We start from the raw sequence: 23,856 nt of genomic DNA on the forward strand, positions 1-23,856 counted from the left end.
TGTAGGTGCCCGGGGTTGCCGCCTGCCCGGTGACGGGTGTCGATCCGGTGAACGCCGGTCGGCCGTCCCCTGCCGGCGGCTGCGGGTCGGCGTGCGAGGCTGCCCGGGACCGGCGACGACGCCGGACGCACGGAGGTACCCGATGATCATCGAGTCCCGGTTCAACGGACCACCCGGTTCGGGCAACGGCGGATGGAGCGCCGGGGTGTTCGCGACCGCGTACGGCGCGGACCGACCGGTCGAGGTGACACTGCGCCGCCCGCCACCGCTGGACACCCCGCTGACCGTGGCCGATGGCGACGTCCTGGACCCGCAGGGGCGGCTGGTCGCCCAGGTCCACCCGACCGACGACCTGCCCCCGGCGGTGCCCGGGGTGGACCCGGCGACGGCGAGGGCCGCCTCGACCACGTACCCCGGTCTGGTGGACCACCCCTTCCCCGGCTGCTACGTCTGCGGCCCGGACCACCCGGACGGGCTGCGGATCTTCCCCGGCCGGCTGCCCGACGGCCGGACCGCCGCGCCGTTCCGGGCCCCCGCCCGGGTGGTCCCGGCGACGGTCTGGGCCGCGCTGGACTGCCCAGGCGGCTGGGCGGTCATCGGGCCCGGCCGGCCGTACGTCCTGGGCCGGATCGCCGCGGTGGTCGACGCGCTGCCCGAGCCGGGCGACGAGTGCGTGGTGACCGGCGCGACGGTCGGCGGCGAGGGGCGCAAGGCGTACGTACGCACCAGCCTGTACGGGCCGACCGGCACGCTGCTCGGCCGGGCCCGGGCCACCTGGATCGCGCTGCCGCCGGAGCCCGCGCCTCGTCCCTGAGGATGACCCCCTCCTGCCCGGGAGGGAGACCGGAATGGCGAGCGGGTCCGATGGCGTAGGTTGACCGCTCTTGACAGGCTGGGCCCGGCGCCTCCGCGACGGCGCCGTACGCCGCGGCGCACGACGCGCCGCCGCACGGGAGGAGAACGATGTCCGACGGGCAGTGGAGCCCCAGCACCGGCCAGATCGTCGTGTCCGGACTGACCAAGGAATACAAGAACGTCCGGGCGGTCGACAACCTGTCCTTCACGGTGGAACCGGGGCGGGTGACCGGCTTCCTCGGCCCGAACGGCGCCGGCAAGACCACCACTCTGCGCATGCTGCTGAACCTGGTGACCCCGACCAGCGGCACGGCGACCATCGGCGGCCGACGGTACGCCGACCTGACCGACCCGCTGCGGCACGTCGGCGCGGTGCTGGAGGCGTCCAGCGCGCACAAGGGCCGCACCGGGATCAACCACCTGCGGGTGATCTGCGCGGCGGCCGGGCTGCCGAAGCAGCGGGCCGACGAGGCGCTGGCCCTGGTCGGGCTGACCCCGGCGGCCAAGCGCAAGTTCAAGGGGTACTCCCTGGGCATGAAGCAGCGCCTCGGCATCGCCGCCGCGATGCTGGGTGATCCCCGGGTGCTGATCCTCGACGAACCGGCCAACGGCCTGGACCCGGAGGGCATCCGGTGGATGCGCGGCTTCCTCAAGGGCCTCGCCCACGAGGGCCGCACGATCCTGGTCTCCAGCCACCTGCTCTCCGAGATGCAGCTGCTCGCCGACGACGTGGTGATCATCGCCGCCGGCCAGCTCGTCCGGCAGGGCCCGGTGGAGCAGGTGATCGGCTCGATGGCCCAGGGCCAGCGGGTCCGGGTCCGCACCCCGAACGCCGAGGAGCTGACCACCGCCCTGAAGGCGCAGTCGGCCACCGTCGCCGTCGACGAGCACGGTGTCCTGCAGGTCGACGGGGTGGACGCCCCGACGGTCGGCCGGACCGCGCTGGCCGCCGGCGTGGAACTGCACGAACTCACCACCGAACGACCCGACCTGGAACGGGTCTTCCTGGAGCTGACGGCCGGGAAGGCGGGCATCCGATGAAGCTGGTTCGATCCGAACTGCTGAAGATCCGGACCACCAACACCTGGTGGATCTTCGCGCTGATCATGCTGCCGCTCTGGGCGCTCACCCTCGGGATCAACTGGCTGCAGACCGACGCGCTGGCCGCCGGGAACACCGAGGGCGTGCCGCCGGAGCAGATCGACCAGGTCCGGGCGTTGATGGACCAGGACGCCCTGGCCGCCAACCTCTACACCAACGGGCAGCTCTTCGGCCTGCTCATCGTGATGCTGCTCGGCGTCGTCGTGGTCACCAGCGAGTTCTTCCACCAGACGGTGACCACCACCTTCCTCACCGCGCCGCACCGCACCGCGGTGATGGCGGCGAAACTGGTCGCCGCCGCCGCCCTGGGGCTGGTCTTCTGGCTGCTCTTCACGCTGCTCAACATCCCCGCCGGGGCGGCGATCCTGGGCAGCGTGGACGTCGGGCCGCAACTCGGCAGCGGCGCGGTCTGGCGGGCGATCGCGCTCAACGGCCTGGCGTACCTGCTCTGGGCGATCCTCGGCGTCGGCCTCGGGGTGCTGATCCGCAGCCAGATCGGTGCCACGGTCACCGGCATCCTGCTCTACCTGGGCGGGACCATCGGCGCCATCACGGTGCTGAGCCTGCTGGCCAACCGGTTCGGCGAGTGGATCAACAAGCTCCAGCTCCTGGTGCCCTCGCTGGCGTCGAGCCTGATGGTCAGCGGGGTGGAGATCCCCGGCAACCCACCCCGCTGGGCGGGAGCCGCGGTGCTGATCGGGTACGCGGCGGTGGCCGGCGCGATCGGCGTGCTGACCATCCGGCGGCGCGACATCTCCTGACCCGCCAGCGGGTAGGCGACGGCCCCGGACGGTGACGGAGACGTCACTGTCCGGGGCCGTGTCGTCTAGCAGGAATCAGCGGGACACGCAGCGTTTGCTGAACTTCTGGCATCTTCTGTGAAACGGACCACCCGCCGGAGGCGGAAATGCCTGCGGCATTCGCACGGCGTAGCCTGGGACCCGTCTTCCGTGTGCCCGGATCCGGGCGCGGAGGCCAACGCGAGCCATTCAAACCGGGTGAAAGAGGCGATCAGCGGCCGTGTCGACCCAGCAGACTTCGCAGGAGAACCCACTGGCGGGTTTCGGCCCGAACGAGTGGATCGTCGAGGAGATGTACCAGCGCTACCTCGCCGACCCCTCGAGCGTCGACTCGGCCTGGCACGACTTCTTCGCCGACTACCGGCCGGCGGCGGGAGCCGCCACGCCGCGCCCGGCTGAGGGGAAGGCCCCGGCGAAGCCGGCCGCCGCCGAGCCGGCCGGGCAGCAGGAGGCCGCCGCGACCGTGGCCCAGCCGGCGACGAAGCCCGCGCCCGCCGTGTCGAAGCCGGCCGCGAAGCCCGCCGCCGCGCCCGCCAAGCCGGCGCCGGCCGCGAAGGCCGCTCCGGCCAAGCCGGCCGCCAAGGCTCCGGCCGTGAGCGCCGCCGGCACCACCCCGCTGCGCGGGATCGCCGCCAAGATCGTGCAGAACATGGACGCGTCGCTGGCCGTCCCGACCGCGACCAGCGTCCGCTCGGTCCCGGCCAAGCTGCTGGTCGACAACCGCATCGTGATCAACAACCACCTCGCCCGTGGGCGTGGCGGCAAGGTCAGCTTCACCCACCTGATCGGGTACGCGATGGTCCGGGCGCTGGTCGAGCACCCGGAGATGAACAACTCCTTCGCCGAGGTCGACGGCAAGCCGGCGCTGGTCCGCCCGGAGCACGTCAACCTGGGCATCGCGATCGACCTGACCAAGCCGGACGGCTCCCGCAACCTGGTGGTCCCCTCCATCAAGGCGTGCGAGCAGATGGACTTCCGCCAGTTCTGGCAGGCGTACGAGGACGTGGTCCGGCGTGCCCGCCGCAACGAACTGACCATGGAGGACTACTCCGGCACCACCATCTCGCTGACCAACCCGGGCGGCATCGGCACGGTGCACTCGATCCCCCGCCTGATGCAGGGGCAGAGCGCCATCATCGGCGTCGGCGCGATGGAGTACCCGGCGCCGTACCAGGGCATGAGCGAGGCCACCCTCGCCGAGCTGGCGGTCAGCAAGATCATCACGCTGACCAGCACGTACGACCACCGGATCATCCAGGGCGCGCAGTCCGGCGAGTTCCTGAAGGTCATGCACGAGCTGCTGCTCGGCGAGCGCGGCTTCTACGACCAGATCTTCACCTCCCTGCGCATCCCGTACGAGCCGGTGCGCTGGATGCGGGACGTGGCTGTCGACTCCGAGGGCCAGATCAACAAGACCGCCCGGGTGCACGAGCTGATCCACGCGTACCGGGTGCGCGGCCACCTGATGGCCGACACCGACCCGCTGGAGTTCAAGATCCGCAAGCACCCGGATCTGGACGTCCTCCAGCACGGGCTGACCCTGTGGGACCTGGACCGGGTCTTCCCGGTCAACGGCTTCGCCGGCCGGCAGCGGATGAAGCTGCGCGAGATCCTCGGCGTGCTGCGCGACTCGTACTGCCGCCGGGTCGGCATCGAGTACATGCACATCCAGGACCCGGAGGAGCGACGCTGGATCCAGGAACGGATCGAGCGCCGGTACGAGAAGCCGGCGGCCGACGAGCAGAAGCACGTGCTCAACCGGCTCAACGCCGCGGAGGCGTTCGAGACCTTCCTGCAGACCAAGTACGTCGGGCAGAAGCGGTTCTCGCTGGAGGGCGGCGAGTCGCTGATCCCGCTGCTCGGTGAGGTGCTGGAGGCCGCCGCCGAGGGTGGGCTGGACGAGGTCGTCATCGGCATGGCCCACCGCGGCCGGCTCAACGTGCTGGCGAACATCGTCGGCAAGCCGTACGAAAAGATCTTCTCCGAGTTCGAGGGGCACCTGGACCCACGCTCGACGCAGGGCTCCGGCGACGTGAAGTACCACCTCGGCCAGAACGGCAAGTTCACCACCCCGGACGGCGACCACGCGGTCAAGGTGTCGGTGGTGGCGAACCCGTCGCACCTGGAGGCCGTCGACCCGGTGCTGGAGGGCATCGTCCGGGCCAAGCAGGACCGGATCGACCTCAAGCTGGAGGGCTACACCGTGCTGCCGCTGGCGGTGCACGGTGACGCCGCCTTCGCCGGCCAGGGCGTGGTCGCCGAGACGCTCAACCTCTCCCAGCTGCGCGGTTACCGCACCGGCGGCACCGTGCACGTGGTGGTCAACAACCAGGTCGGCTTCACCACCGCCCCGGAGTACAGCCGGTCCAGCCTCTACAGCACCGACGTCGCGCGGATGATCCAGGCGCCGATCTTCCACGTCAACGGCGACGACCCGGAGGCCGTGGTCCGGGTCGCCCGGCTGGCCTTCGAGTACCGGCAGGCGTTCAACAAGGACGTCGTCATCGACATGGTCTGCTACCGCCGGCGCGGGCACAACGAGGGCGACGACCCGTCGATGTCCAACCCGGAGATGTACAAGATCATCGACTCGAAGCGCTCGGTGCGCAAGCTCTACACCGAGGAGCTGATCGGGCGGGGTGACATCACCGTGGAGGACGCGGAGGAACTGCTGCGCGACTACCAGGGGCAGCTGGAGCGGGTCTTCAAGGCCACCCGCGACGCCGCGACCACGCCGCGCCAGCTCTCCCGCCCGAAGCGCGAGGACGAGCCGGAGCCGCAGGTGGAGACCGCCACCGACGCCGCCGTCGTCCGGGCCGTCGGCGAGGCGCACGTCAACCTGCCGGAGGGCTTCACCCCGCACAAGCGGATCCAGCAACTGCTCGACCGCCGCGCCAAGATGTCCGTCGAGGGCAACATCGACTGGGGCTTCGGCGAGATCATCGCGTTCGGCTCGCTGCTGCACGACGGGGTCACCGTCCGCCTGGCCGGCCAGGACTCCCGCCGGGGCACCTTCGTCCAGCGGCACGCCTCGATCGTCGACTCGAAGACCGGCGACGACTACCTGCCGCTGAAGTCGCTCACCGGCGACGGCGAGCGGTCCCGCTTCTTCGTCCACGACTCGCTGCTGTCCGAGTACGCGGCGATGGGCTTCGAGTACGGCTACTCGGTCGAGAACATCAACGCGCTGGTCTGCTGGGAGGCCCAGTTCGGCGACTTCGTCAACGGCGCCCAGTCGGTGATCGACGAGTTCATCTCCTCCGGCGAGGTGAAGTGGGGCCAGCGCTCCGCCGTCACCCTGCTGCTGCCGCACGGCCACGAGGGGCAGGGCCCGGACCACACCTCCGGCCGCCCGGAGCGCTTCCTCCAGCTCTGCGCCGAGGACAACATGCGGGTGGCCGTGCCGACCACCCCGGCGAACTACTTCCACCTGCTGCGTCGCCAGGCGCTGTCGCCGAAGCGCAAGCCGCTGGTGGTGTTCACGCCGAAGTCGCTGCTGCGGCACAAGCTCTGCGTCTCCCCGGTCGAGGACTTCACCACCGGCACCTTCTCCCCGGTGCTGACCGACCCGGCCGGGCCGGCGCCGGAGCAGGTGAAGCGGGTGCTGCTCTGCTCGGGCAAGGTCTACTACGACCTGTTCCAGGCCCGGCAGGAGCGCGGCACGACCGACACCGCGATCATCCGGATCGAACAGCTCTACCCGATGCCGGTGGAGGAGATCCGGGCCGCGCTGGCGGCGTACCCGAACGCCGAGGACTTCGCCTGGGTGCAGGAGGAGCCGGCCAACCAGGGTGCCTGGTCGTTCGTCGCGCTCAACCTGCTGGAGCACCTGGCCGACGTCCGGCTGCGGCGGATCTCCCGCCCGGCCGCCGCGGCCCCGGCGGTCGGCTCGGCCAAGATGCACGAGGTCGAGCAGACCGCGCTGATCGAGGCGGCTCTCCCCCGCCCGTGACCTGACCGCACCGCGACCCGGGGCAGCGTCGTCCACCTGACGGCCCTGCCCCGGTCCGCGTCGCGGCCCTTCGCGAGAGGAACACCGTGTACTTCACCGACCGTGGCATCGAGGAACTGGTCGAGCGCCGGGGCGAGGAGCAGGTCAGCGTCGAGTGGCTGGCCGAGCGGCTGCGTGACTTCGTCGACCTCAACCCGGAGTTCGAGACCCCGATCGAGCGCTTCTCCACCTGGCTCGCCCGCCTCGACGACGAGGACGAGGGGTAGGCCCGCCACGCCGCATGATCAACGGCCCGGGTCCGCGGGACGAAGGTCCCGGGCGGACACCACCACGATCTTGTAGCGTGAGGTTCGTGGCCCGCAGCGTCTACCTGACCAGCGTGGGGTCCGGCGGGGGTAAGTCGACCATCGCCCTCGGCCTCGCGGAACTCCTCTCCCGACAGGTCGAGCGGATCGGCGTGTTCCGGCCGCTGGTCGCCGGCACCGAACCCGACCCGATCCTCGCCCTGCTCACCGACCGCTACCGGATCGACCTGCCGCAGGACGCCCTGACCGGCACCACGTACGCCGAGGCGAGCGCGCTGGTCGCCGACGGCCGTCGGGAGGAACTCATCTCCCGGATCGTCGAGCGGTACCGGGACCTCGAACGGCGCTGCCCGGCGGTGGTCGTGGTGGGCAGCGACTTCGCCGACGGCGGCGACGGGGCGGGGCCCCGGGAACTGGCCTTCAACGCCCGGCTCGCCACCGAGTTCGGCAGCGTGGTGGTGCCGGTGCTCGACGGCTTCGGGCAGTCGCCGGAGGCGGTCGCGGCGGCGGCGCGCGGGGCGTACCACGATCTGGAGGACCTGGGCGCGACGGTGCTGGCGGTGATCGCCAACCGGGTCCCCGCGCCGATGACGCTGCCCGAGCTGCCCGTTCCCGCGTACGCCATCCCGGAGGTGCCGGCCGTGTCGGCGCCGACGGTGGCCGAGGTGGCGACGGCGCTCGGCGCCACCCTGCTGGCCGGGGACGACGCCGCGCTCGGCCGGGACGTGCTCGACTACGTGGTCGGCGCGGCGCATGTGCCCACCCTGCTCGGCCACCTGACCGAGGGCGCGTTGGTGATCACCCCCGGCGACCGGGCGGACCTGCTGGTGGCGGCGAGCGCCGCACACGTCGCCGGGCAGGTCTCCGTGGCCGGTGTGGTGCTCACCCTCGGCGAGCAGCCCGACCCGCGGGCGATGCGGCTGGTCGAGGGGCTCAACACCGGTCTCGCCGTGCTCTCGGTGACCAGCGACAGCTATGACACGGTGGCCGCGTCCAGCCGGATCGAGGGCCGGCCCGGCCCGGCCAACCCGCGCAAGGTCGAGGCGGCGCTCGGCGCGTTCGAGAGATGCGTGGACACGGTCGACCTGGCCCGCCGGCTGCGGGTCACCCGCTCGGCACGGGTCACCCCGCTGATGTTCGAGTACGACCTGATCGACCGGGCCCGGGCCACCCGTCGGCGGCTGGTGCTGCCGGAGGGGACCGAGGAGCGCATCCTGCGGGCGGCGGAGATCCTGCTGCAACGGGGCGTCGCCGACCTGACCCTGCTCGGCCGCCCCGACGACGTCGCCCGACGGATCCGGGAACTCGGCATCGACATCACCGGCGCGGACGTGGTGGACCCGATCGCCAGCCCGTGGCGCGACGAGTTCGCCGAGGAGTACGCGAAGCTGCGCGCCCACCGGGGCCTCACCGTGGAGCTGGCGCACGACATCGTGGCCCAACCCAACTACTTCGGCACGATGATGGTGGCGACCGGGCACGCCGACGGCATGGTCTCCGGGGCCACCCACACCACCGCGGCCACCATCCGTCCCGCCTTCGAGATCATCCGGACCGTGCCGGGGGTCTCGGTGGCCTCCAGCGTCTTCTTCATGCTGCTGGCCGACCGGGTGCTGGTCTACGGCGACTGCGCGGTGAACCCCGACCCGGACGCCGCCCAGCTCGCCGACATCGCCATCTCCTCGGCGGACACCGCCGCCCGGTTCGGCATCGAGCCACGGGTGGCGATGCTGTCGTACTCGACCGGCGACTCGGGCTTCGGCGCGGACGTGGAGAAGGTCGCGGCGGCCACCAAGCTGGTCCGCGAGCGCCGGCCGGACCTGCTGGTCGAGGGCCCCATCCAGTACGACGCGGCGATCGACCCGCAGGTCGCGGCGACGAAGCTGCCCGACAGTCCGGTGGCGGGGCGGGCGACGGTCTTCATCTTCCCGGACCTGAACACCGGCAACAACACGTACAAGGCGGTGCAGCGCTCGGCGGGGGCGGTGGCGGTCGGCCCGGTGATGCAGGGCCTGCGCCGGCCGGTCAACGACCTGTCCCGGGGCGCGACCGTCGCCGACATCGTCAACACCGTGGCGATCACGGCCATCCAGGCGGCCGGCTCGCCGGAGGAGGGTTCGTGACCGACCGCGTGCTGGTGCTCAACTGCGGCTCGTCGTCGGTGAAGTACCGGCTCTACGACGGAGAGACCGTGCGCGACAAGGGCATCGTGGAGCGGGTCGGTGAGCCGGGCGGCGGGCCGGCCGACCACGCCACCGCGGTCCGGGAGATCATCGACCGGGTCGACCTCGCCGGGCTGGGCGCGGTGGGCCACCGGGTGGTGCACGGCGGCCGCCGGTTCAGCCAGCCGGTGCTGGTCGACGACGAGGTCTTCGCCGCCATCGAGGACCTCGTCCCGCTCGCGCCGCTGCACAACCCGGCGAACCTGGCCGGGATCGAGGTCGCCCGCCGGGTGATGCCGGGCGTCCCACAGGTCGCCGTCTTCGACACCGCCTTCCACCACACCCTGCCGGAGGCCGCCGCCACGTACGCCATCGACCGGGACACCGCCGAGCGGTACGGCATCCGCCGGTACGGCTTCCACGGCACCTCGCACGCGTACGTCTCGAAGCGCACGGCGGAGCTGCTGGAGCGGCCGTACGAGCAGCTGCGCACCATCACCCTGCACCTGGGGAACGGGGCGAGCGCCTGCGCGGTCGACGGCGGCCGCAGCGTGGCCACCTCGATGGGGATGTCGCCGCTGGAGGGCCTGGTGATGGGCACCCGCAGCGGCGACCTGGACCCGACCGTCATCTTCCACCTGCGCCGCGAGGCCGGGATGGGGGTGGACGAGATCGACGACCTGCTCAACCACCGCAGCGGGCTGTTCGGGCTGACCGGCGTCAACGACATGCGCGAGGTGCAGGCCCGGCAGGAGGCCGGGGACCCGGCCGCCGCGCTGGCCCTGGCCGTCTACTGCCGCCGGATCACCGGCTACGTCGGCGCGTACTACGCGCTGCTGGGCCGGGTGGACGCGGTCACCTTCACCGCCGGGGTGGGCGAGCACTCCCCCGAGGTCCGGGCCGCCGCGCTGGCCGGGCTGGAGCGCCTCGGCATCGCCGTCGACCCGGCGCGCAACGCCGGCACCGGGGACCGGGTCATCTCGCCGGACGACGCCGAGGTCGCCGTCTGCGTCATCGGCACCGACGAGGAGCGGGAGATCGCCCGGGAGACCCGGGCGGTGGTCGGCGCCGGCCGCTGACCACCGCCGGAGATCAGCCCAGGGCCAGCCAGGTGGCCACGGCGACCAGCAGCACGGCGACCACGCCCGCGCCCACCGCCAGCGGCAGCCGGGACGGTGCCTCCGCGGCGGCGGCGGAGTCCGGGGAGTGGGCGAAGGCACGGAACTGCTCGGTGTTGCCGCTCGGGTCCACGTACTCGTCAGACATGCCGGAGACCCTAGCGAAGCCGCGCACCCCGCACCGCCCCTCGCGTACCGAGCGTGACGCCTCGATCCGTAGCGGTGGCCCGGACCGGCCGAGTGGCGGACGCCACCGGTCCGGACGGCCGGCAGCGGCCGCACCCGGCGTACGGCACGGGTCACGGTGCGTCCGAGGGTGCCCGGTCGGCCCGTGGAGGCAGGCACAATCGGTGCCATGTCCCGTCGCCGTACCCCGGTCCTGCTCGCCGCCGTCCTGTTCACCGTCGGCCTGGTCGGCTGCTCGGCCGCGCCTGCCCCGACCGTCCGCCCGGCCGCCCCGGTGGAAACCCCGAAGGCCGCCACCCCGGCGCCGCGCGTTCCCGCCGGCAGCGCGCCGACGGAGGCCTTCGCGGTCGGCGTACGCCAGGTGAAGCTGAACCGGGACGGCGACCGCCCCCTGCCGGTGACCCTCTGGTACCCGGCCCGGGGTGAGGCCGGCGGCACCCCGCAGCGCGGGGCGGCCACGGCGACCGGCCGGTTCCCGGTGGTGATGTTCAGCCACGGCCTGGGCGCCCGGCCGGAGGACTACGCGGCGCTGCTGACCCGGTGGGCGGCGGCCGGGTTCGTGATCGCCGCGCCCACCTTCCCGCACACCAGCCGGGGCACCGACAGCAACGTGCTCGACGTGCTGAACCAGCCCGCGGACGTCTCGTACGCCCTGGACACGGTGCTGGCGCTGGACGGCAGGGCCGGTGACCCGCTGCGTGGCCGGCTGGCCACCGACCGGGTGGCGGCGGCCGGGCACTCGGCGGGCGGGGTGACCACGATCGGGCTCTTCACCGCCGGCCGGGACGAGCGCCTGGACGCCGGGGTGGTCTTCGCCGGCACCGGGCTGGGGGTCGGCACGGCCTTCGCCGGGGCCGCCGCGCCGCAGCTCTTCGTGCACGGCCAGGCGGACGAGGTGGTCGAGTACTCGGCCGGCAGGGCGGTCTATGACGCGGTGCCGTGGCCGAAGGCGATGCTCAGCCTGCCGAAGGGCGACCACGGCCGGGCGCTGCTCAGCGACGGCGCCGCCCTGCGGGTGGTCTCCGACACCACGGTCGAGTTCCTCCGCTGGACCCTGTACGGCGACGCGAAGGCCAAGGCCCGCCTCGCGGCGGATGCCGCCCGCGCCGACATCGCCACCCTCGACAACCGCCTCTGACCCACCACCTCTGGACCTCGGCCCGGGACGCGCATGCCGAGGAGGAGTGGCTGTTCCGGGTCGGACAGCCACTCCTCCTCGGAAAGTGCGCGGGGACGGGTGGGGGTCAGGCGGTGTGGTCGATGACGACCTTGCCGAAGACGTCGCCGGAGTGCAGGCGGGTGAAGGCGTCCTCGACCCTGCTGAAGGGCACGACGCTGTCCACCACCGGGTGGATCTCGTGCTCGGCGCAGAAGCCCAGCAGCTCGGTCAGCTCGTCCGGGGTGCCCATCGAGGTGCCCAGGATCTCCAGCTGCATGGCGAAGACCCGGCGCAGGTTGACCTTGGGCTCGTGCCCGGCGGTCGCGCCGGAGACGACGATCCGGGCCATCGGGGCGGCGGACTTCAGCGAGTGGTCGAAGGTGGCCGCGCCGACCGTCTCGATCACCACGTCGACCCGCTCGGGCAGCCGCGCGCCGGGCTCCAGCGCGGTCGCCCCCAGCTCGGTGATCCGCTCCCGCTTGCCGGCGTCCCGGCTGGTCGCGTACACCCGCTTGCCGAGTGCGACGCCGAGCGCGACGGCCGCGGTGGCGACACCGCCGCCGGCCCCCTGGACCAGCACCGACTCGCCCTCGTCCACCCGGCCCTTGGTGGTGAGCATCCGCCACGCGGTGAGCCAGGCGGTGGGCAGGCAGGCCGCGTCGGTGGCGGCGAGGCCCGCCGGCAGCGGCACCAGGTTCATCCGGGGTACGGCCACCCGCTCGGCCAGGGTCCCGGGGAAGTGCTCGGAGAGGATGGAGACGCCCCGCGGGTCGCCCGGGGTGGGCACCACCGGGTAGATGACCACCTCGCGGCCGTCGGGGTCGGTGCCGACGGCGTCGCAGCCCAGGATCATCGGGAGCTGGTCGGCGACGAGTCCCACGCCGCGCAGCGACCAGATGTCGTGGTGGTTGAGCGAGCTGGCCCGCACCTGCACGGTGACCCAGTCGGAGTCCGGGTGGGTCGGCTCGGGACGCTCGCCGACGCCGAGCGCGGTGAGCGGGTTGTCGGCGTCGAAGCGGGAGGCATAGGCGGCACGCATGATCGGCACCGTAACAAGGGAAACGATCGTTAAGAAGGGCCCGCACCGGACGCCGCGTGCCGGCCCGGGCCCTTCCTCACATGGTCAGGCGCGGGCGACGCCGTCGCGCCGGGCCGCCTCGGCCACCGCCTCCGCCACCGCCGGGGCGACCCGGGGGTCGAGCGGGGAGGGCACGATCGCGTCGGCGGTGAGCGACTCGGCCACCACCGCGGCGATCGCGTCGGCCGCGGCCACCTTCATCCCGTCGGTGATCCGGGTGGCCCGGGCGTCCAGCGCGCCCCGGAACACACCGGGGAAGGCCAGCACGTTGTTGATCTGGTTGGGGTAGTCGCTGCGGCCGGTGGCCACCACGGCGACGTGCCGGGCCGCCACCTCGGGATGCACCTCGGGGTTGGGGTTGGCCAACGCGAAGACGATGCCGCCCGGGGCCATCCCGGCCACCGCCTCCTCGGGGATCTGCCCGCCGGAGACGCCGATCAGCACGTCCGCGCCACGCAGCGCCTCGGTGACGTCACCCTGACGGTTCTCGGCGTTGGTCGTCTCGGCGAGGTACGCCTTGGTCTCGGTCAGGTCGGCGCGGTGCCGGCCGATGATGCCCTTGGAGTCGCAGACCACCACCTGCTCCGGGTTCACGCCCCCGGCGACCAGCATCGCGGTGACCGCCACCCCGGCCGCGCCGGCGCCGCTGACCACCACCCGCAGGTCGCCGAGCTTGCGGTTGAGCAGGGTCGCCGCGTTGCGCAGCGCGGCCAGCACGACGATCGCGGTGCCGTGCTGGTCGTCGTGGAAGACCGGGATCGGCAGCGCCTCGTCCAGCCGGCGCTCGACCTCGAAGCAGCGCGGGGCGCTGATGTCCTCCAGGTTGATGCCCCCGAAGGAGGGGGCGAGTGCCTTCACCGTCGCCACGATCTCGTCCACGTCCTGGGTGTCCAGGCAGATCGGTACCGCGTCCACGCCGGCGAACTGCTTGAACAGCACCGCCTTGCCCTCCATCACCGGCAGCGCGGCACGGGGGCCGATGTTGCCCAGCCCGAGTACGGCGGAGCCGTCGGTGACGACCGCGACGGTGTGCGACACCCAGGTGTAGTCGTCGGCGAGGGCGGGGTCGGCGGCGATGGCCTCGCAGACCCGGGCCACACCCGGGGTGTACGCGAGGGAGAGGTCCTCCCGGCTGGTCAGCGGGACCGTCGAGGCGACGGCCATCTTGCCGCCGACGTGCAACCGGAAGACAGGATCAGCGGGATCCACGGTGGACGCAGACATGGTGACTCCAGGATCTGTCGAGCAGACGGAGCGGCCGGCGCGGGCGCGAGGTGAGGCGTCGAACGGCGGCACGCGGTGCGGGGGGTCACCCGGGCACTTTCCGAGCATAGTCAGCTGACGGGCGCTCGGATGTGAGCAGGGTCATAATGACCGACGGGACACCCGGCCGGGGCGCGGCCAGTAGCGCAGCACCACCCGGCCCAGCACGTCGGCCACGCCGTACGCCCGGGAGTCGTCGGTGACCAGATCGTTGTCCCCGCGTACCCACCAACCGCCGTCCTGCGGACGGACCGCGCGCTTGACCACCAGCAGCTCCGGGCGGCTGCGGAAGACCGCGACCACGACGTCACCGGGGCGGGCCGGCCGACCGCCGACCCGGACCAGGACGGCGTCGCCGTGCCGCAGCGTGGGCGACATGGACGGGCCGGTCACCCCGACGGCGGTCAGCGGCCGGCGCAGTCGCGCCCCGGGAGCGCCTCCGTCGACCGCCATCAGGTTTCCCCTCCGCCCCTGTCGGGGACGTCCCCAGGAGTAATGTCGGCTTGGATCATCGCAAACATCCCGTGGAGGACTCTGATGCGACTTCCCCGCATCCTTTCGCCCCGTCTGACCGCCAGCGCGCACTGCGACCTGCCGTGCGGCGTCTACGACCCGGCGCAGGCCCGGATCGAGGCCGAGTCGGTGAAGGCGATCTGCGAGAAGTACCAGGCCAACACCGACCCGGAGTTCCGCACCCGCGCCATCCTGATCAAGGAGCAGCGCGCCGACCTGGTCAAGCACCACCTGTGGGTGCTGTGGACCGACTACTTCAAGCCGGCCCACTTCGAGAAGTACCCGCACCTGCACCAGCTCTTCAACGAGGCCACCAAGCTGGCCGGCGCGGCCGGCGCCAAGGGCGGCACCGACCCGTCCAAGGCCGACGAGCTGCTCCAGAAGATCGACGAGATCTCGAAGATCTTCTGGGAGACCAAGAAGGCGTGACCCTGGTTCCCCAGGCGCCGTCGATCCGGCCGGCACGTCCCGAGGACGTGCCGGCCGTCGTCGCGATGGTGCACGAACTCGCCGACTACGAGCGGGCCCCCGAACAGTGCCACCTCACCGAGGGGCAACTGCACGCCGCGCTCTTCGGGCCGTCGCCCGCGCTCTTCGGGCACGTCGCGGTGGACGCCGACGACCGGCCGCTCGGTTTCGCCCTGTGGTTCCTCAACTTCTCCACCTGGGAGGGCGTGCACGGCGTCTACCTGGAGGACCTGTACGTGCGCCCCGAGGCGAGGGGCACCGGCGCCGGTCGGGCGTTGCTCGCCACCCTGGCCGCGATCTGCGTCGAGCGCGGCTACCGGCGCCTCGACTGGTGGATGATCCACTGGAATCCCGCCGCCCACTTCTACGCCTCGATCGGGGCCACCTCGATGGACGAGTGGGTGCCGTACCGGCTGGCCGGGCCCGCGTTGCACTCGCTCGCCGCGCAGGCGGAGACGGCACCCGCCCGGCCGGACGCCTGAGGGGGTAGAGTCCCCGACCGGGGGGATGAGGCGTGACTCAACTGACCGGCCAGCCGACGACCGACGACGACGTCGTGCACCTCACCGTGCCCGCCGACGGCGGATACCTCGGCGTGCTCCGTACCGCGACGGCGGGGCTCGCGGCCCGTCTCCAGTTCGCCCTCGACGAGATCGAGGACCTGCGCATCGCGGTGGACGAGGCCTGCGCCATGCTGCTCGCCATCGCCACCCGCGACGCCGAGCTGGAGTGCCGCTTCTCTGTCACCGAGGACGCGCTCACCGTCGAGGTGACCGTGCCGACCGTGCGCGGCGCGACGCTGCCCTCGGAGTCGTCGTTCGCCTGGAAGGTGCTCACCGCGCTGACCACCGCCGCCTCGGCGGACGCGGCCGCCGGTCGGGCCACCATCTCGCTGCTGACCCGCCGCTCCGGCTACTGACCGGCTCCCGGCCGCCCGGCCGGGGGCGTCACTCGAACCCCAGGGCCCGCGTCGTGGGCGGGCTGAGCAGCAGCGCGCAGACCCCGAGGCCGAGCGCCATCAGCGGTGCGCCGAGCCAGCCCATGCCGGCCTGGAGCATGAACCAGCCGACGGGCAGCAGCATCAACTCGAGGACCATCGCGGGCGCCCGGGCACCGGCGCGTCGACGGGCCAGCGCCCCGCCGAGGGCCCAGAGCGCGGCGGCGCCGGCGATCGCGAACCCGGTCACGAAGAGTGCCGACACCAGGTCGGTCTTGGTGGCGGTCAGGTCGGCCCAGATCAGCCAGCCGGCGAGCAGCGCCAGCGCGACCGCCTCGGCCCGCAGCAGCCGTACCGCCCAGCGGAGAGTGTCGGGCCCGGCGTCGGAGTCGATGGTCACGCGGGCCACGATACCGGTGGGCGGTCGCGGTACAGTGCCGCCCATGCGGGCCGTCCTGGTGGTCAATCCGAAGGCCACCACCACCAGCGAACGCAGCCGGGACGTCCTGGTCCGGGCACTGCGCAGCGAAGTAGACCTGTCGGTGCGGTACACCCGCCGCCGGGGTCACGCCACCGACCTGGCGCGGGAGGCGGCCGAGGAGGGGGTCGACGTCGTCGTCACCCTCGGTGGTGACGGCACGGTCAACGAGGTGGTGAACGGCCTGATGACGGCCGAGCCACCGACCTTCCGCACCGACGGTACGCCCGCCGAGCGGCTGCCCGCGCTGGCGACCGTGCCGGGCGGCTCGACGAACGTCTTCGCCCGCGCCCTGGGCCTGCCCCGGGAGTGGCCGGAGGGCACCAGCATGATCCTGGAGGGGCTGCGGCTGGGCCGGTCCCGGACGATCGGGCTGGGCCGGGCCGACGACCGCTACTTCACCTTCTGCGCCGGCTTCGGGGTGGACGCGGCGGTGATCCACCGGGTGGAGCAGGCCCGCAAGCGTGGTCGGGTCTCCACGCCGGCGCTCTACTTCCGCGCCACGCTGAGCCAGTACTTCCTCGACTCGGACCGCCGGCACCCGGCGATCTCGCTGGAGCGGCCGGGCGAGCCGGCCGAGGGAGAGTTGGCGACGGTCATAATCCAGAACTGCGCCCCGTGGACGTACCTGGGCGAGCGGGAGATCAACCCGAATCCGGAGGCGTCGTTCGACCTCGGCCTCGACGTGCTGGCGCTGCGTCAGCTCCGCGTGGCCAGCACGACACGGACAGTGACGCAGTTCCTCTCCCGGGAGCCGGATCCGCATGGCAAGCAGGTGCTGCGGTTGCACGATGCGCCCGAGTTCACGCTGGTCAGCGCCCGTCCGCAGGCGTTTCAGCTCGACGGCGACTACCTTGGCGAGCGGAAAAAAGTCAGATTCACATCCATTCCCGCGGCACTGAGAGTAATCTGCTAGGTCTCGGGTAACGCCCTAGGTCGGCGGTCGTTACACCGCACGACGGCGGTGGCCGCCGGAATGAAGGGTGGTGCCGGAAATGTCAGCAATGTCACGCGGACTGTACTATATTGATCCTCGACTGTGGTACGCCGGGTAACCAGGGACGCCTCAAACCCGGGCAAAAGGGTCGTGAGCTTGCTCACCGTGCGGAGTTTTTCCTCGCGTCACCCTTGACATCGACAGGGTTCGTGAAAGTATTCACAAGCGAACTTGAGTTACCGGGACATTGCCTGGACATGCTCGACAGGTTGAGTCTTTCCAGCAGGTCCCGGGGCTGAACGACCCCGCTCACGCACTGCTGAATAGTCGGACGCGAACCGTCACGACCGGCATTGCGGATGCACATAAGGAAAAGCAACAAGCGTTGTCTGCCGCCCATCTCAGAATGAGGAGAGTTGCCGCCATGGACTGGCGCCACGATGCCGTCTGCCGCGACGAGGACCCGGAGCTGTTCTTCCCGATCGGGACGTCCGGTCCGGCCCTCCTGCAGGTGGAACAGGCGAAGGCCGTCTGCCGGCGCTGCCCGGTGACCGACCACTGCCTCCAGTGGGCACTGGAGTCCGGTCAGGACGCCGGTGTCTGGGGGGGAATGAGCGAGGAGGAGCGTCGCGCGGTGAAGCGCCGCGGCGGCCTCCGGGTGCTGCGCGCTCACTCCGCCTGACCGACCACACACAGCCGTACGCCCCGGCCGGGTCCGCCCCGCCGGGGCGTTCTGCTGTCCGCACACCGTCCCACTACCCCGCCACCCCGATTTCCGATCATGGTGGCGGGCCACGTCACACCGGCGTCGCCGCGTCCACCCGGCGCAGCACCAGATCGGCCAACTCCGGGGCGTCGGTCAACGGCCCGCTGACCGCCACCGCCCCGGCCGCCCGCGCCGCCGCCACCACCCCGTCGTGGAAGAACCCGGGCGCCAGGAAGTACGCCGCCACGGCCACCCGCCGGGCCCCCGACGCCCGCAGCCGGGCCACCGCCACGTCCGCCGCAGGCGGGGCCGCCGAGGCGTACGACACGGTGCAGGACACGCCGAACTCGGCGGCCAGCGCCACGGCGACCCGCCCCACCGAGCCCCGCGCCCGGGCGTCCCGGGTCCCCGCCGCCGCCAGCACCAGCGCGTCGACGCCACCCGGCTCCGCCTCCGCCAACCGCCGGCGCAACCCGGCCAGCAGCCCGGCGTCCACCGTCCCGTCCGCCGGCCCGAGCACGTCGGTCACCCGTACCGCCAGTTCCGGGGCCGTCTCGCGGGCCGCCGCCACCGCCGCCGGCACGTCCACCCGCCGGTGGTACGCCGCGGTGAGCAGCAGCGGTACGACCACCGCCTCGGCGTGCCCGTCCGCCGCGAGTGCGCGCAGCACCTCCGTCGGCCCCGGGTCGGTGTGGTCCAGCCAGCTCGGCAGCACCCGGCTGCCGGGACGGGCCGCCTCGACGGCCCGGGCCAGCGCCCGGGTGGCCGCCGCCGCCCGGGGATCACGGCTGCCGTGCGCGACCAGCACCACCGGCGTACCGCCGGCCGACGCCGACGCGGACCGGTCGACAGCGGGTGTGCCGAGGGCCGGCGCGGGATCACCCGCGCCGGCCCCCGGGGAGGTGCCCGGGCCGGTCAGACGTGCAGGCCGCACTCGGTCTTCTCGAACATCGCCCAGCGGCCGGCCCGCGGGTCCTCCCCCGCCTTGGTGCGCCGGGTGCAGGGCCAGCAGCCAATCGAGCCGTACCCGCGGCTGAACAGCTCGTTGACCGGAATGTCGTACCGGGAGATGTAGCCGTCGACGTCGGCCTGGGTCCAGGCGGCGATCGGGTTGACCTTCACCTTGCCGCGCCGGGCGTCGAAGGTCACCACCGGCGTGTTCGCCCGGGTGGGCGACTCGTCCCGGCGCAGCCCGGCGGCCCAGGCGTCGTACCCCGCCAGGGCCCGCTCCAGCGGCTCCACCTTGCGCAGCTGGCAGCAGTCGTCGGGCGAGCGGTTGAACAGCCGGGGGCCGTACTCGCCGTCCTGCTGGCCGACGGTCAGCCGGGGCCGGACCGAGCGGACGTTCACCGGCAGCCGGCGGGCCACCTCGTCGCGGACCTTCAGCGTCTCCGGGAAGTGCAGTCCGGTGTCGAGGAAGACCACGTCCACCCCGGGGGCGACCCGGGAGACCAGGTGCGCCAGCACGGCGTCCGCCATCGAGCTGGTCACGCAGAACCGGTCGCCGAAGGTCGCGGCCGCCCAGCGGGCGATCTCCGGCGCCGGAGCGCCCTCCAGCTCGCGGCCGGCCGTCTCGGCCAGCTCGCGCAGCTCCTCCGGGTCGCGCCGGTCCTCCTCGACCGGCGTCGGGCCACCGGGCCCGACCAGCCGCAGGTCCGCTGCGGAAACGAGGTTCATCCGTGCCGGCCTCTCGTTCGTGACTGCGGGGCTCGCCAGCTCGCTGCGCGCGCTCACCGGACCACCGCCGTGCTGAGCAGGCCGGTGAACTTCACCGTGAAGACACGGGCGCAGGCATGGCACTCCCAGGCGCCGTGCCCGGCCTCGCTCGGCCGCAGGTCCTCCTCCCCGCAGTACGGGCAGTGGAGAGGTGCGGAACGGGCGTCACTCATCGCAGCTCCTCCTCGTCGACCCTGATCACCCAGTTGGCGAACGTCTCGCCGTCGGTCCGGCTCGCCAGGTAGCGGCGGGCCAGTCGTTCCACGTACTCCGGCAGCTCGTCGGCGGTGGTCTTCAGGCCGCGCAGCTTGCGCCCGAAGCCGGCGGTCTGTCCCTCCGCCATGCCGAGACCGCCGCCGAGGTGCACCTGGAAGCCCTCCACCTGGCGGCCGCCCGGGCCGACCACCAGCTGCCCCTTCAGGCCGATGTCAGCGACCTGGGTACGGGCGCAGGCGTTCGGGCAGCCGTTGAGGTGGATGGAGATGTCGGCGTCGAAGTCGCGCAGCCGCTCCTCCAACCGGGCCACCAGTTCCTCGCCGCGCCGCTTGGTCTCGACGATGGCGAGCTTGCAGAACTCGATGCCGGTGCAGGCCATGGTGCCGCGCCGCCAGGCCGACGGCCGGGCCTCCAGGCCGATCCCGCGCAGCGCGTCGACCAGGGACTCCGTCCGCTCCGGCAGCACGTCGAGGACCAGCAGTTTCTGGTACGGGGTGAGCCGCACCCGGCCGCTGCCGTGCGCCTCGGCCAGGTCGGCGAGTTGGGCGAGCTGCGTGCCCGAGACCCGCCCGACGACCGGTGCGGCGCCGACGTAGTGGCGGCCGTCGCGCTGCCGGTGCACGCCGATGTGGTCGACCGGCCTGCTCGGCAGTTCCGGGGCGGGCCCGTCGAGCAGGGTCCGGCCCAGGTACTCCTTCTCCAGCACCTCCCGGAACTTCTCCACGCCCCAGTCGGCGACCAGGAACTTCAGTCGGGCCCGGTTGCGCAGCCGGCGGTAGCCGTAGTCGCGGAAGATGCCGACCACGCCGGCCCACACGTCCGGCACCTCGGCCAGCGGCACCCAGACGCCGAGCCGCTTGGCCAGCATCGGGTTGGTGGCGAGGCCGCCGCCGACCCAGACGTCGAAGCCGGGGCCGTGCTCCGGGTGGTCCACCCCGAGGAAGGCGACGTCGTTCGCCTCGTACGGGGTGTCGACCAGCCAGGAGATCGAGGTCTTGAACTTGCGGGGCAGGTTGGAGAACCGCTTGTCGCCGACGTACCGGCTGACGATCTCGTCGACGGCCGGGGTCGGGTCGACCAGCTCGGCCTCGGCCACCCCGGCGACCGGGCTGCCCAGCACGACGCGCGGGCAGTCGCCGCAGGCCTCGGTGGTCTGCAGGCCGACCGACTCCAGCCGGCGCCAGATCTCCGGCACGTCCTCGACCCGGATCCAGTGGTACTGGATGTTCTGCCGGTCGGTGATGTCGGCGGTGTCCCGGGCGAACTCGCGGGAGATGTCGGCGACCACCCGCAGCTGGGCCAGGGTCAGCTCACCGCCGTCGACCCGGACCCGGAGCATGAAGAACTCGTCCTCCAGCTCGTGCGGCTCCAGCACGGCCGTACGACCGCCGTCGATGCCCGCCTTGCGCTGGGTGTAGAGGCCCCACCAGCGGAACCGGCCGCGCAGGTCCTGCGGGTCGATGGAGGCGAATCCGCGGTGGGCGTAGATGGTCTCGATCCGGGCCCGCACGTTCAGCGGGTCGTCGTCCTTCTTGATCCGCTCGTTGGCGTTGAGCGGCTCGCGGTGGCCCAGCGCCCACTGGCCCTCGCCACGGGGGCGGCGAGGCGCCCGCGCGGGCGGGGTGTCGGGGCGGGCCGAGGTGCTGGTGACCGCCATCGCGGCGTCCTCCGTTGTCTGCTGTGCCTCGGTGGGTGCGCGGACGCGGCGGCCGACCCGTGGGACGGGCCGAGGACAACGGTGTCAGAACGGCCGGCGCGGACTACGCGCCCGAGACAGATGGGTCGGGCGTCGTCAGTGGGCCGGACAGATCGCGCTGCGCACGCGGCCGTAGTCGACGTGGCGACGGGCCACGAAGCGGCGGACGACAGCGGCGGTCATGCGCTCATGCTGCCACACGCCGACAGGCCCGGCCAACGACCGCGTGCCGCATCCCACATCACGGACGACGCCCCCAATCCATCGAAGATCGACTCTGCACCCCGCACCCCGCACCCGCGCCCCGCAGGTGCTACTTCCTGGATGTAGTGGCATCCCACTCGCCCGAGGCCACTACATCCGGGGTCGAGCACCCTCCTGCGAGCCGGGTCGCTACGACCCCGGGGCCGGAGCGGGTGTGGAAGGCTCGGATCTGTGAGCGATATGTCCGTAAGGCGGCACCCGGCGGTCTCGGGTCGGCGGGCGGAGACGCTGGTCTGGCTCGTGCCGACGCTCGCCACCCTGGCTGTCGGGCTGGCCGGGATCGGCCGTGCGCAGCCGTGGCGGGACGAGCTGGCCAGCTGGAGCGCCGCCACCCGGCCGCTGCCGGACCTGTTCCGGCTCACCGGCACGGTGGACGCCGCCACCGGGCCGTACTACCTGCTGCTGCACGGCTGGGTACGACTCGTCGGCGACTCGCCGGCCGCGCTGCGGCTGCCCTCGGCGCTGGCCATGGCGGCGGCGGCCGGACTCGCCGCGGTCCTCGGGCGACGGCTGTTCGGGGCCCGCGCCGGCCTGCTCGCCGGCCTGCTCCTCGCGGTGCTCCCGGGCACCTCCCGGTACGCCCAGGAGGCCCGCCCGTACGCCCTGGCCACCCTCTTCGCGGTGCTGGCCACCCTGCTCCTGGGCCGGGCGCTGGACCGCCCCGGCCCGGCCCGCTGGGCGGGCTACTCCGCCGCCGTGGCCGCGCTCGGCCTGACCCACCTGCTCGCCCTCAGCCTGCTCCCCGCGCACGCCCTGGCGGTCCTGGCCGCCACGTGGGCGGGTCCCGACGCTGCGGCGGGTCCGGATGCTGCGGCGGGTCGGGGTGCTGCGGCGGGTCCGAACGCTGCGGCGGTGGCGGGTGCTTCGCCGGCGGCGAAGGTCCGGGGCACCGTGGCGAACGCGCGTGACGGCCGGGCGAACGGTGCCCGGGACCGCCGGCTGCCGCTGCACTGGGTGCTCGCCCTGCTGCCGGCGCTGGTCGTGCTCACCCCGTTGCTCCTGCGCACCCGCGGGCAGCACTCCCGGCAGCTCGACTGGGTCGAACCGGCCCGCCTGGCGGACCTGGCGGCGTTGCCGGGCGGCGTGGCGCAGAGCAGCGTGGTCGGAGGGCTGGTGGTCGGCCTCGCCGCGCTCGGCGCGGCCCGGGCGGGGCGGCGGGCGTTGCTGCCCGGGTCGTGCGTGCTGCTGCCGGTGCTGCTGATCTTCGCCGCCGGGCTGGTGGTGCCGCTCTGGGTGCCGCGCTACCTGCTCTTCACCGTGCCCTTCGCCGGCGTGCTCGCCGGAGCGGCCCTCGCCGCCGCACCAGCGACGCCCGGGCCACCGGCGGTCGCCCCGGGGTCGACCACCGACCCGGTGCCGCAGACGTCGCGGACGACAACCGCCGCGTCGGGGACGTCGCCGGCGGTGGCGGGCACGCCGGCCGCCGCCCGGTTGCGGTCGCTCGTGCCGGGGCTGGCGGTGGTGGCGCTGGCCGGGCTGCTCGGCCTGCCCGACCAGGTGTCGCTGCGGCAGACCCACGGCTGGCCACGCAGCGCCGCGGTCGACTACCGGGGCGCTGCGGAGATCGTCGGCGCGGGCCGGGAGCCCGGCGACGCGATCGTCTACTGGCCCCGGGACGGCTGGCTCTTCCTCGACCTCGGGCTGGCGTACCACCTGGGTGGACAGCGGCCACGCGACGTGCTGGTGGTACGCGACCAGCGGCAGCGCGCGGACCTCTGGGTGACCGAGTGCGCCCGGCCGGCGGAGTGCCTGGCCGGGGTACGACGGGTCTGGCTGGTGGTGGCCGGCCGGCGGTCCGACCCGCTGGGCGCGGTCGGCGGCGCGAAGGGCGACGCCCTCCGCGACGGCTACACCGTGGCCCGGGTGTGGCAACGCCCCGGCCTCACCGTGGCCCTGCTCACCACCACCTGAACCCCTCTACCGGGCAGTCCCCGAAGAGGGTCGCC

The 23,856-nt window shown here is 73.0% G+C and carries 23 protein-coding genes; 14 read left to right on the plus strand and 9 right to left on the minus strand.

Translation table 11 applies throughout. The features are described 5' to 3' along the window. Nucleotides 1-142: 142 nt before the first annotated feature. From GA0070560_RS00430 to GA0070560_RS00460, 7 genes are all read left to right on the plus strand, one after another. Entirely contained in the window at nucleotides 143-814 is a 672-nt protein-coding gene (locus GA0070560_RS00430; protein WP_091289869.1) for a hypothetical protein, read from the plus strand. A 149-nt stretch (nucleotides 815-963) separates the two neighbouring features. After that, complete coding sequence (locus GA0070560_RS00435; protein WP_091289871.1) at nucleotides 964-1,896, plus strand: ABC transporter ATP-binding protein; 933 nt, start codon at nucleotides 964-966, stop codon at nucleotides 1,894-1,896. After that, nucleotides 1,893-2,717 (plus strand): ABC transporter permease subunit, encoded by an 825-nt coding sequence (locus GA0070560_RS00440; protein ID WP_091289873.1) that lies wholly within the window; start codon nucleotides 1,893-1,895, stop codon nucleotides 2,715-2,717. Before GA0070560_RS00435 ends, GA0070560_RS00440 begins: the two co-directional genes overlap by 4 nt. 259 nt (nucleotides 2,718-2,976) lie before the next feature. Continuing rightward, nucleotides 2,977-6,708: a multifunctional oxoglutarate decarboxylase/oxoglutarate dehydrogenase thiamine pyrophosphate-binding subunit/dihydrolipoyllysine-residue succinyltransferase subunit gene (locus GA0070560_RS00445; protein WP_091289875.1), complete on the plus strand. Its 3,732-nt coding sequence runs from the start codon at nucleotides 2,977-2,979 to the stop codon at nucleotides 6,706-6,708. An 86-nt stretch (nucleotides 6,709-6,794) separates the two neighbouring features. After that, nucleotides 6,795-6,974, plus strand: coding sequence for a DUF6104 family protein (locus tag GA0070560_RS00450; RefSeq protein ID WP_091289876.1), 180 nt, complete (start codon nucleotides 6,795-6,797; stop codon nucleotides 6,972-6,974). 77 nt (nucleotides 6,975-7,051) lie between these two features. Then, on the plus strand, nucleotides 7,052-9,136 hold the full coding sequence (pta, locus tag GA0070560_RS00455) for a phosphate acetyltransferase (RefSeq protein WP_091289878.1): 2,085 nt from the start codon (nucleotides 7,052-7,054) through the stop codon (nucleotides 9,134-9,136). Continuing rightward, nucleotides 9,133-10,254, plus strand: a complete 1,122-nt coding sequence (locus GA0070560_RS00460; RefSeq protein WP_091289880.1) for an acetate/propionate family kinase — start codon at nucleotides 9,133-9,135, stop codon at nucleotides 10,252-10,254. Before pta ends, GA0070560_RS00460 begins: the two co-directional genes overlap by 4 nt. A gap of 13 nt (nucleotides 10,255-10,267) precedes the next feature. On the opposite strand, the gene GA0070560_RS28530 is transcribed toward GA0070560_RS00460, so the two are convergent. Further along, nucleotides 10,268-10,441, minus strand: coding sequence for a hypothetical protein (locus GA0070560_RS28530; protein WP_170839227.1), 174 nt, complete (start codon nucleotides 10,439-10,441; stop codon nucleotides 10,268-10,270). 207 nt (nucleotides 10,442-10,648) lie between these two features. Here GA0070560_RS28530 and GA0070560_RS00465 point away from each other — a divergent pair, with 207 nt between their 5' ends. Beyond that, on the plus strand, nucleotides 10,649-11,617 hold the full coding sequence (locus GA0070560_RS00465) for an alpha/beta hydrolase family protein (RefSeq protein ID WP_091289882.1): 969 nt from the start codon (nucleotides 10,649-10,651) through the stop codon (nucleotides 11,615-11,617). Between the two features lie 106 nt (nucleotides 11,618-11,723). Here GA0070560_RS00465 and GA0070560_RS00470 read toward each other — a convergent pair whose 3' ends face one another. The 3 genes from GA0070560_RS00470 to GA0070560_RS00480 form a co-directional block, all read right to left on the minus strand. Next, complete coding sequence (locus tag GA0070560_RS00470; protein WP_170839228.1) at nucleotides 11,724-12,686, minus strand: zinc-binding dehydrogenase; 963 nt, start codon at nucleotides 12,684-12,686, stop codon at nucleotides 11,724-11,726. 75 nt (nucleotides 12,687-12,761) lie between these two features. After that, entirely contained in the window at nucleotides 12,762-13,940 is a 1,179-nt protein-coding gene (locus GA0070560_RS00475; RefSeq protein WP_091289884.1) for an NAD(P)-dependent malic enzyme, read from the minus strand. Between the two features lie 141 nt (nucleotides 13,941-14,081). Beyond that, a complete protein-coding gene (locus GA0070560_RS00480) occupies nucleotides 14,082-14,432 on the minus strand; it encodes a S24 family peptidase (RefSeq protein WP_091289886.1) in 351 nt (116 codons plus the stop codon). 84 nt (nucleotides 14,433-14,516) lie between these two features. Here GA0070560_RS00480 and sodN point away from each other — a divergent pair, with 84 nt between their 5' ends. The 3 genes from sodN (at nucleotide 14,517) to GA0070560_RS00495 (ending at nucleotide 15,879) form a co-directional block, all read left to right on the plus strand. Continuing rightward, a complete protein-coding gene (sodN, locus tag GA0070560_RS00485; protein WP_088975876.1) occupies nucleotides 14,517-14,921 on the plus strand; it encodes a superoxide dismutase, Ni in 405 nt (134 codons plus the stop codon). Between the two features lie 65 nt (nucleotides 14,922-14,986). After that, nucleotides 14,987-15,442 carry a GNAT family N-acetyltransferase gene (locus GA0070560_RS00490; RefSeq protein WP_091290808.1) on the plus strand — a complete coding sequence of 152 codons (456 nt, stop codon included), beginning with the start codon at nucleotides 14,987-14,989 and terminating at the stop codon, nucleotides 15,440-15,442. A gap of 32 nt (nucleotides 15,443-15,474) precedes the next feature. Next, nucleotides 15,475-15,879 carry an ATP-binding protein gene (locus GA0070560_RS00495; protein WP_091289888.1) on the plus strand — a complete coding sequence of 135 codons (405 nt, stop codon included), beginning with the start codon at nucleotides 15,475-15,477 and terminating at the stop codon, nucleotides 15,877-15,879. Between the two features lie 28 nt (nucleotides 15,880-15,907). Here GA0070560_RS00495 and GA0070560_RS00500 read toward each other — a convergent pair whose 3' ends face one another. Further along, a complete protein-coding gene (locus tag GA0070560_RS00500) occupies nucleotides 15,908-16,297 on the minus strand; it encodes a hypothetical protein (RefSeq protein WP_091290811.1) in 390 nt (129 codons plus the stop codon). Nucleotides 16,298-16,340: 43 nt separating this feature from the next. On the opposite strand from GA0070560_RS00500, the gene GA0070560_RS00505 reads away from it, so the two are divergent. Beyond that, nucleotides 16,341-17,291, plus strand: coding sequence for a diacylglycerol/lipid kinase family protein (locus tag GA0070560_RS00505; RefSeq protein ID WP_091289890.1), 951 nt, complete (start codon nucleotides 16,341-16,343; stop codon nucleotides 17,289-17,291). Nucleotides 17,292-17,736: 445 nt separating this feature from the next. Further along, nucleotides 17,737-17,994: a WhiB family transcriptional regulator gene (locus tag GA0070560_RS00510; protein ID WP_088975879.1), complete on the plus strand. Its 258-nt coding sequence runs from the start codon at nucleotides 17,737-17,739 to the stop codon at nucleotides 17,992-17,994. Between the two features lie 115 nt (nucleotides 17,995-18,109). Here the strand turns inward: GA0070560_RS00510 and GA0070560_RS00515 are convergent, their stop codons facing one another. The 4 genes from GA0070560_RS00515 to GA0070560_RS00525 all read right to left on the minus strand — a co-directional run bounded on the left by GA0070560_RS00515 (nucleotide 18,110) and on the right by GA0070560_RS00525 (nucleotide 21,607). After that, nucleotides 18,110-18,829 (minus strand): sirohydrochlorin chelatase, encoded by a 720-nt coding sequence (locus GA0070560_RS00515; RefSeq protein WP_091290814.1) that lies wholly within the window; start codon nucleotides 18,827-18,829, stop codon nucleotides 18,110-18,112. Between the two features lie 104 nt (nucleotides 18,830-18,933). Beyond that, entirely contained in the window at nucleotides 18,934-19,695 is a 762-nt protein-coding gene (locus tag GA0070560_RS00520; RefSeq protein ID WP_091289891.1) for a phosphoadenylyl-sulfate reductase, read from the minus strand. A gap of 53 nt (nucleotides 19,696-19,748) precedes the next feature. Next, nucleotides 19,749-19,907 (minus strand): hypothetical protein, encoded by a 159-nt coding sequence (locus tag GA0070560_RS28535; protein WP_170839229.1) that lies wholly within the window; start codon nucleotides 19,905-19,907, stop codon nucleotides 19,749-19,751. After that, nucleotides 19,904-21,607, minus strand: a complete 1,704-nt coding sequence (locus GA0070560_RS00525; RefSeq protein WP_091289893.1) for a nitrite/sulfite reductase — start codon at nucleotides 21,605-21,607, stop codon at nucleotides 19,904-19,906. Before GA0070560_RS00525 ends, GA0070560_RS28535 begins: the two co-directional genes overlap by 4 nt. Before the next feature lie 483 nt (nucleotides 21,608-22,090). On the opposite strand from GA0070560_RS00525, the gene GA0070560_RS00530 reads away from it, so the two are divergent. After that, nucleotides 22,091-23,821 (plus strand): glycosyltransferase family 39 protein, encoded by a 1,731-nt coding sequence (locus GA0070560_RS00530; protein WP_091289896.1) that lies wholly within the window; start codon nucleotides 22,091-22,093, stop codon nucleotides 23,819-23,821. Nucleotides 23,822-23,856 lie beyond the last annotated feature (35 nt).

Origin of the sequence: Micromonospora halophytica, assembly GCF_900090245.1 — a bacterium.
Taxonomy (GTDB): domain Bacteria; phylum Actinomycetota; class Actinomycetes; order Mycobacteriales; family Micromonosporaceae; genus Micromonospora; species Micromonospora halophytica.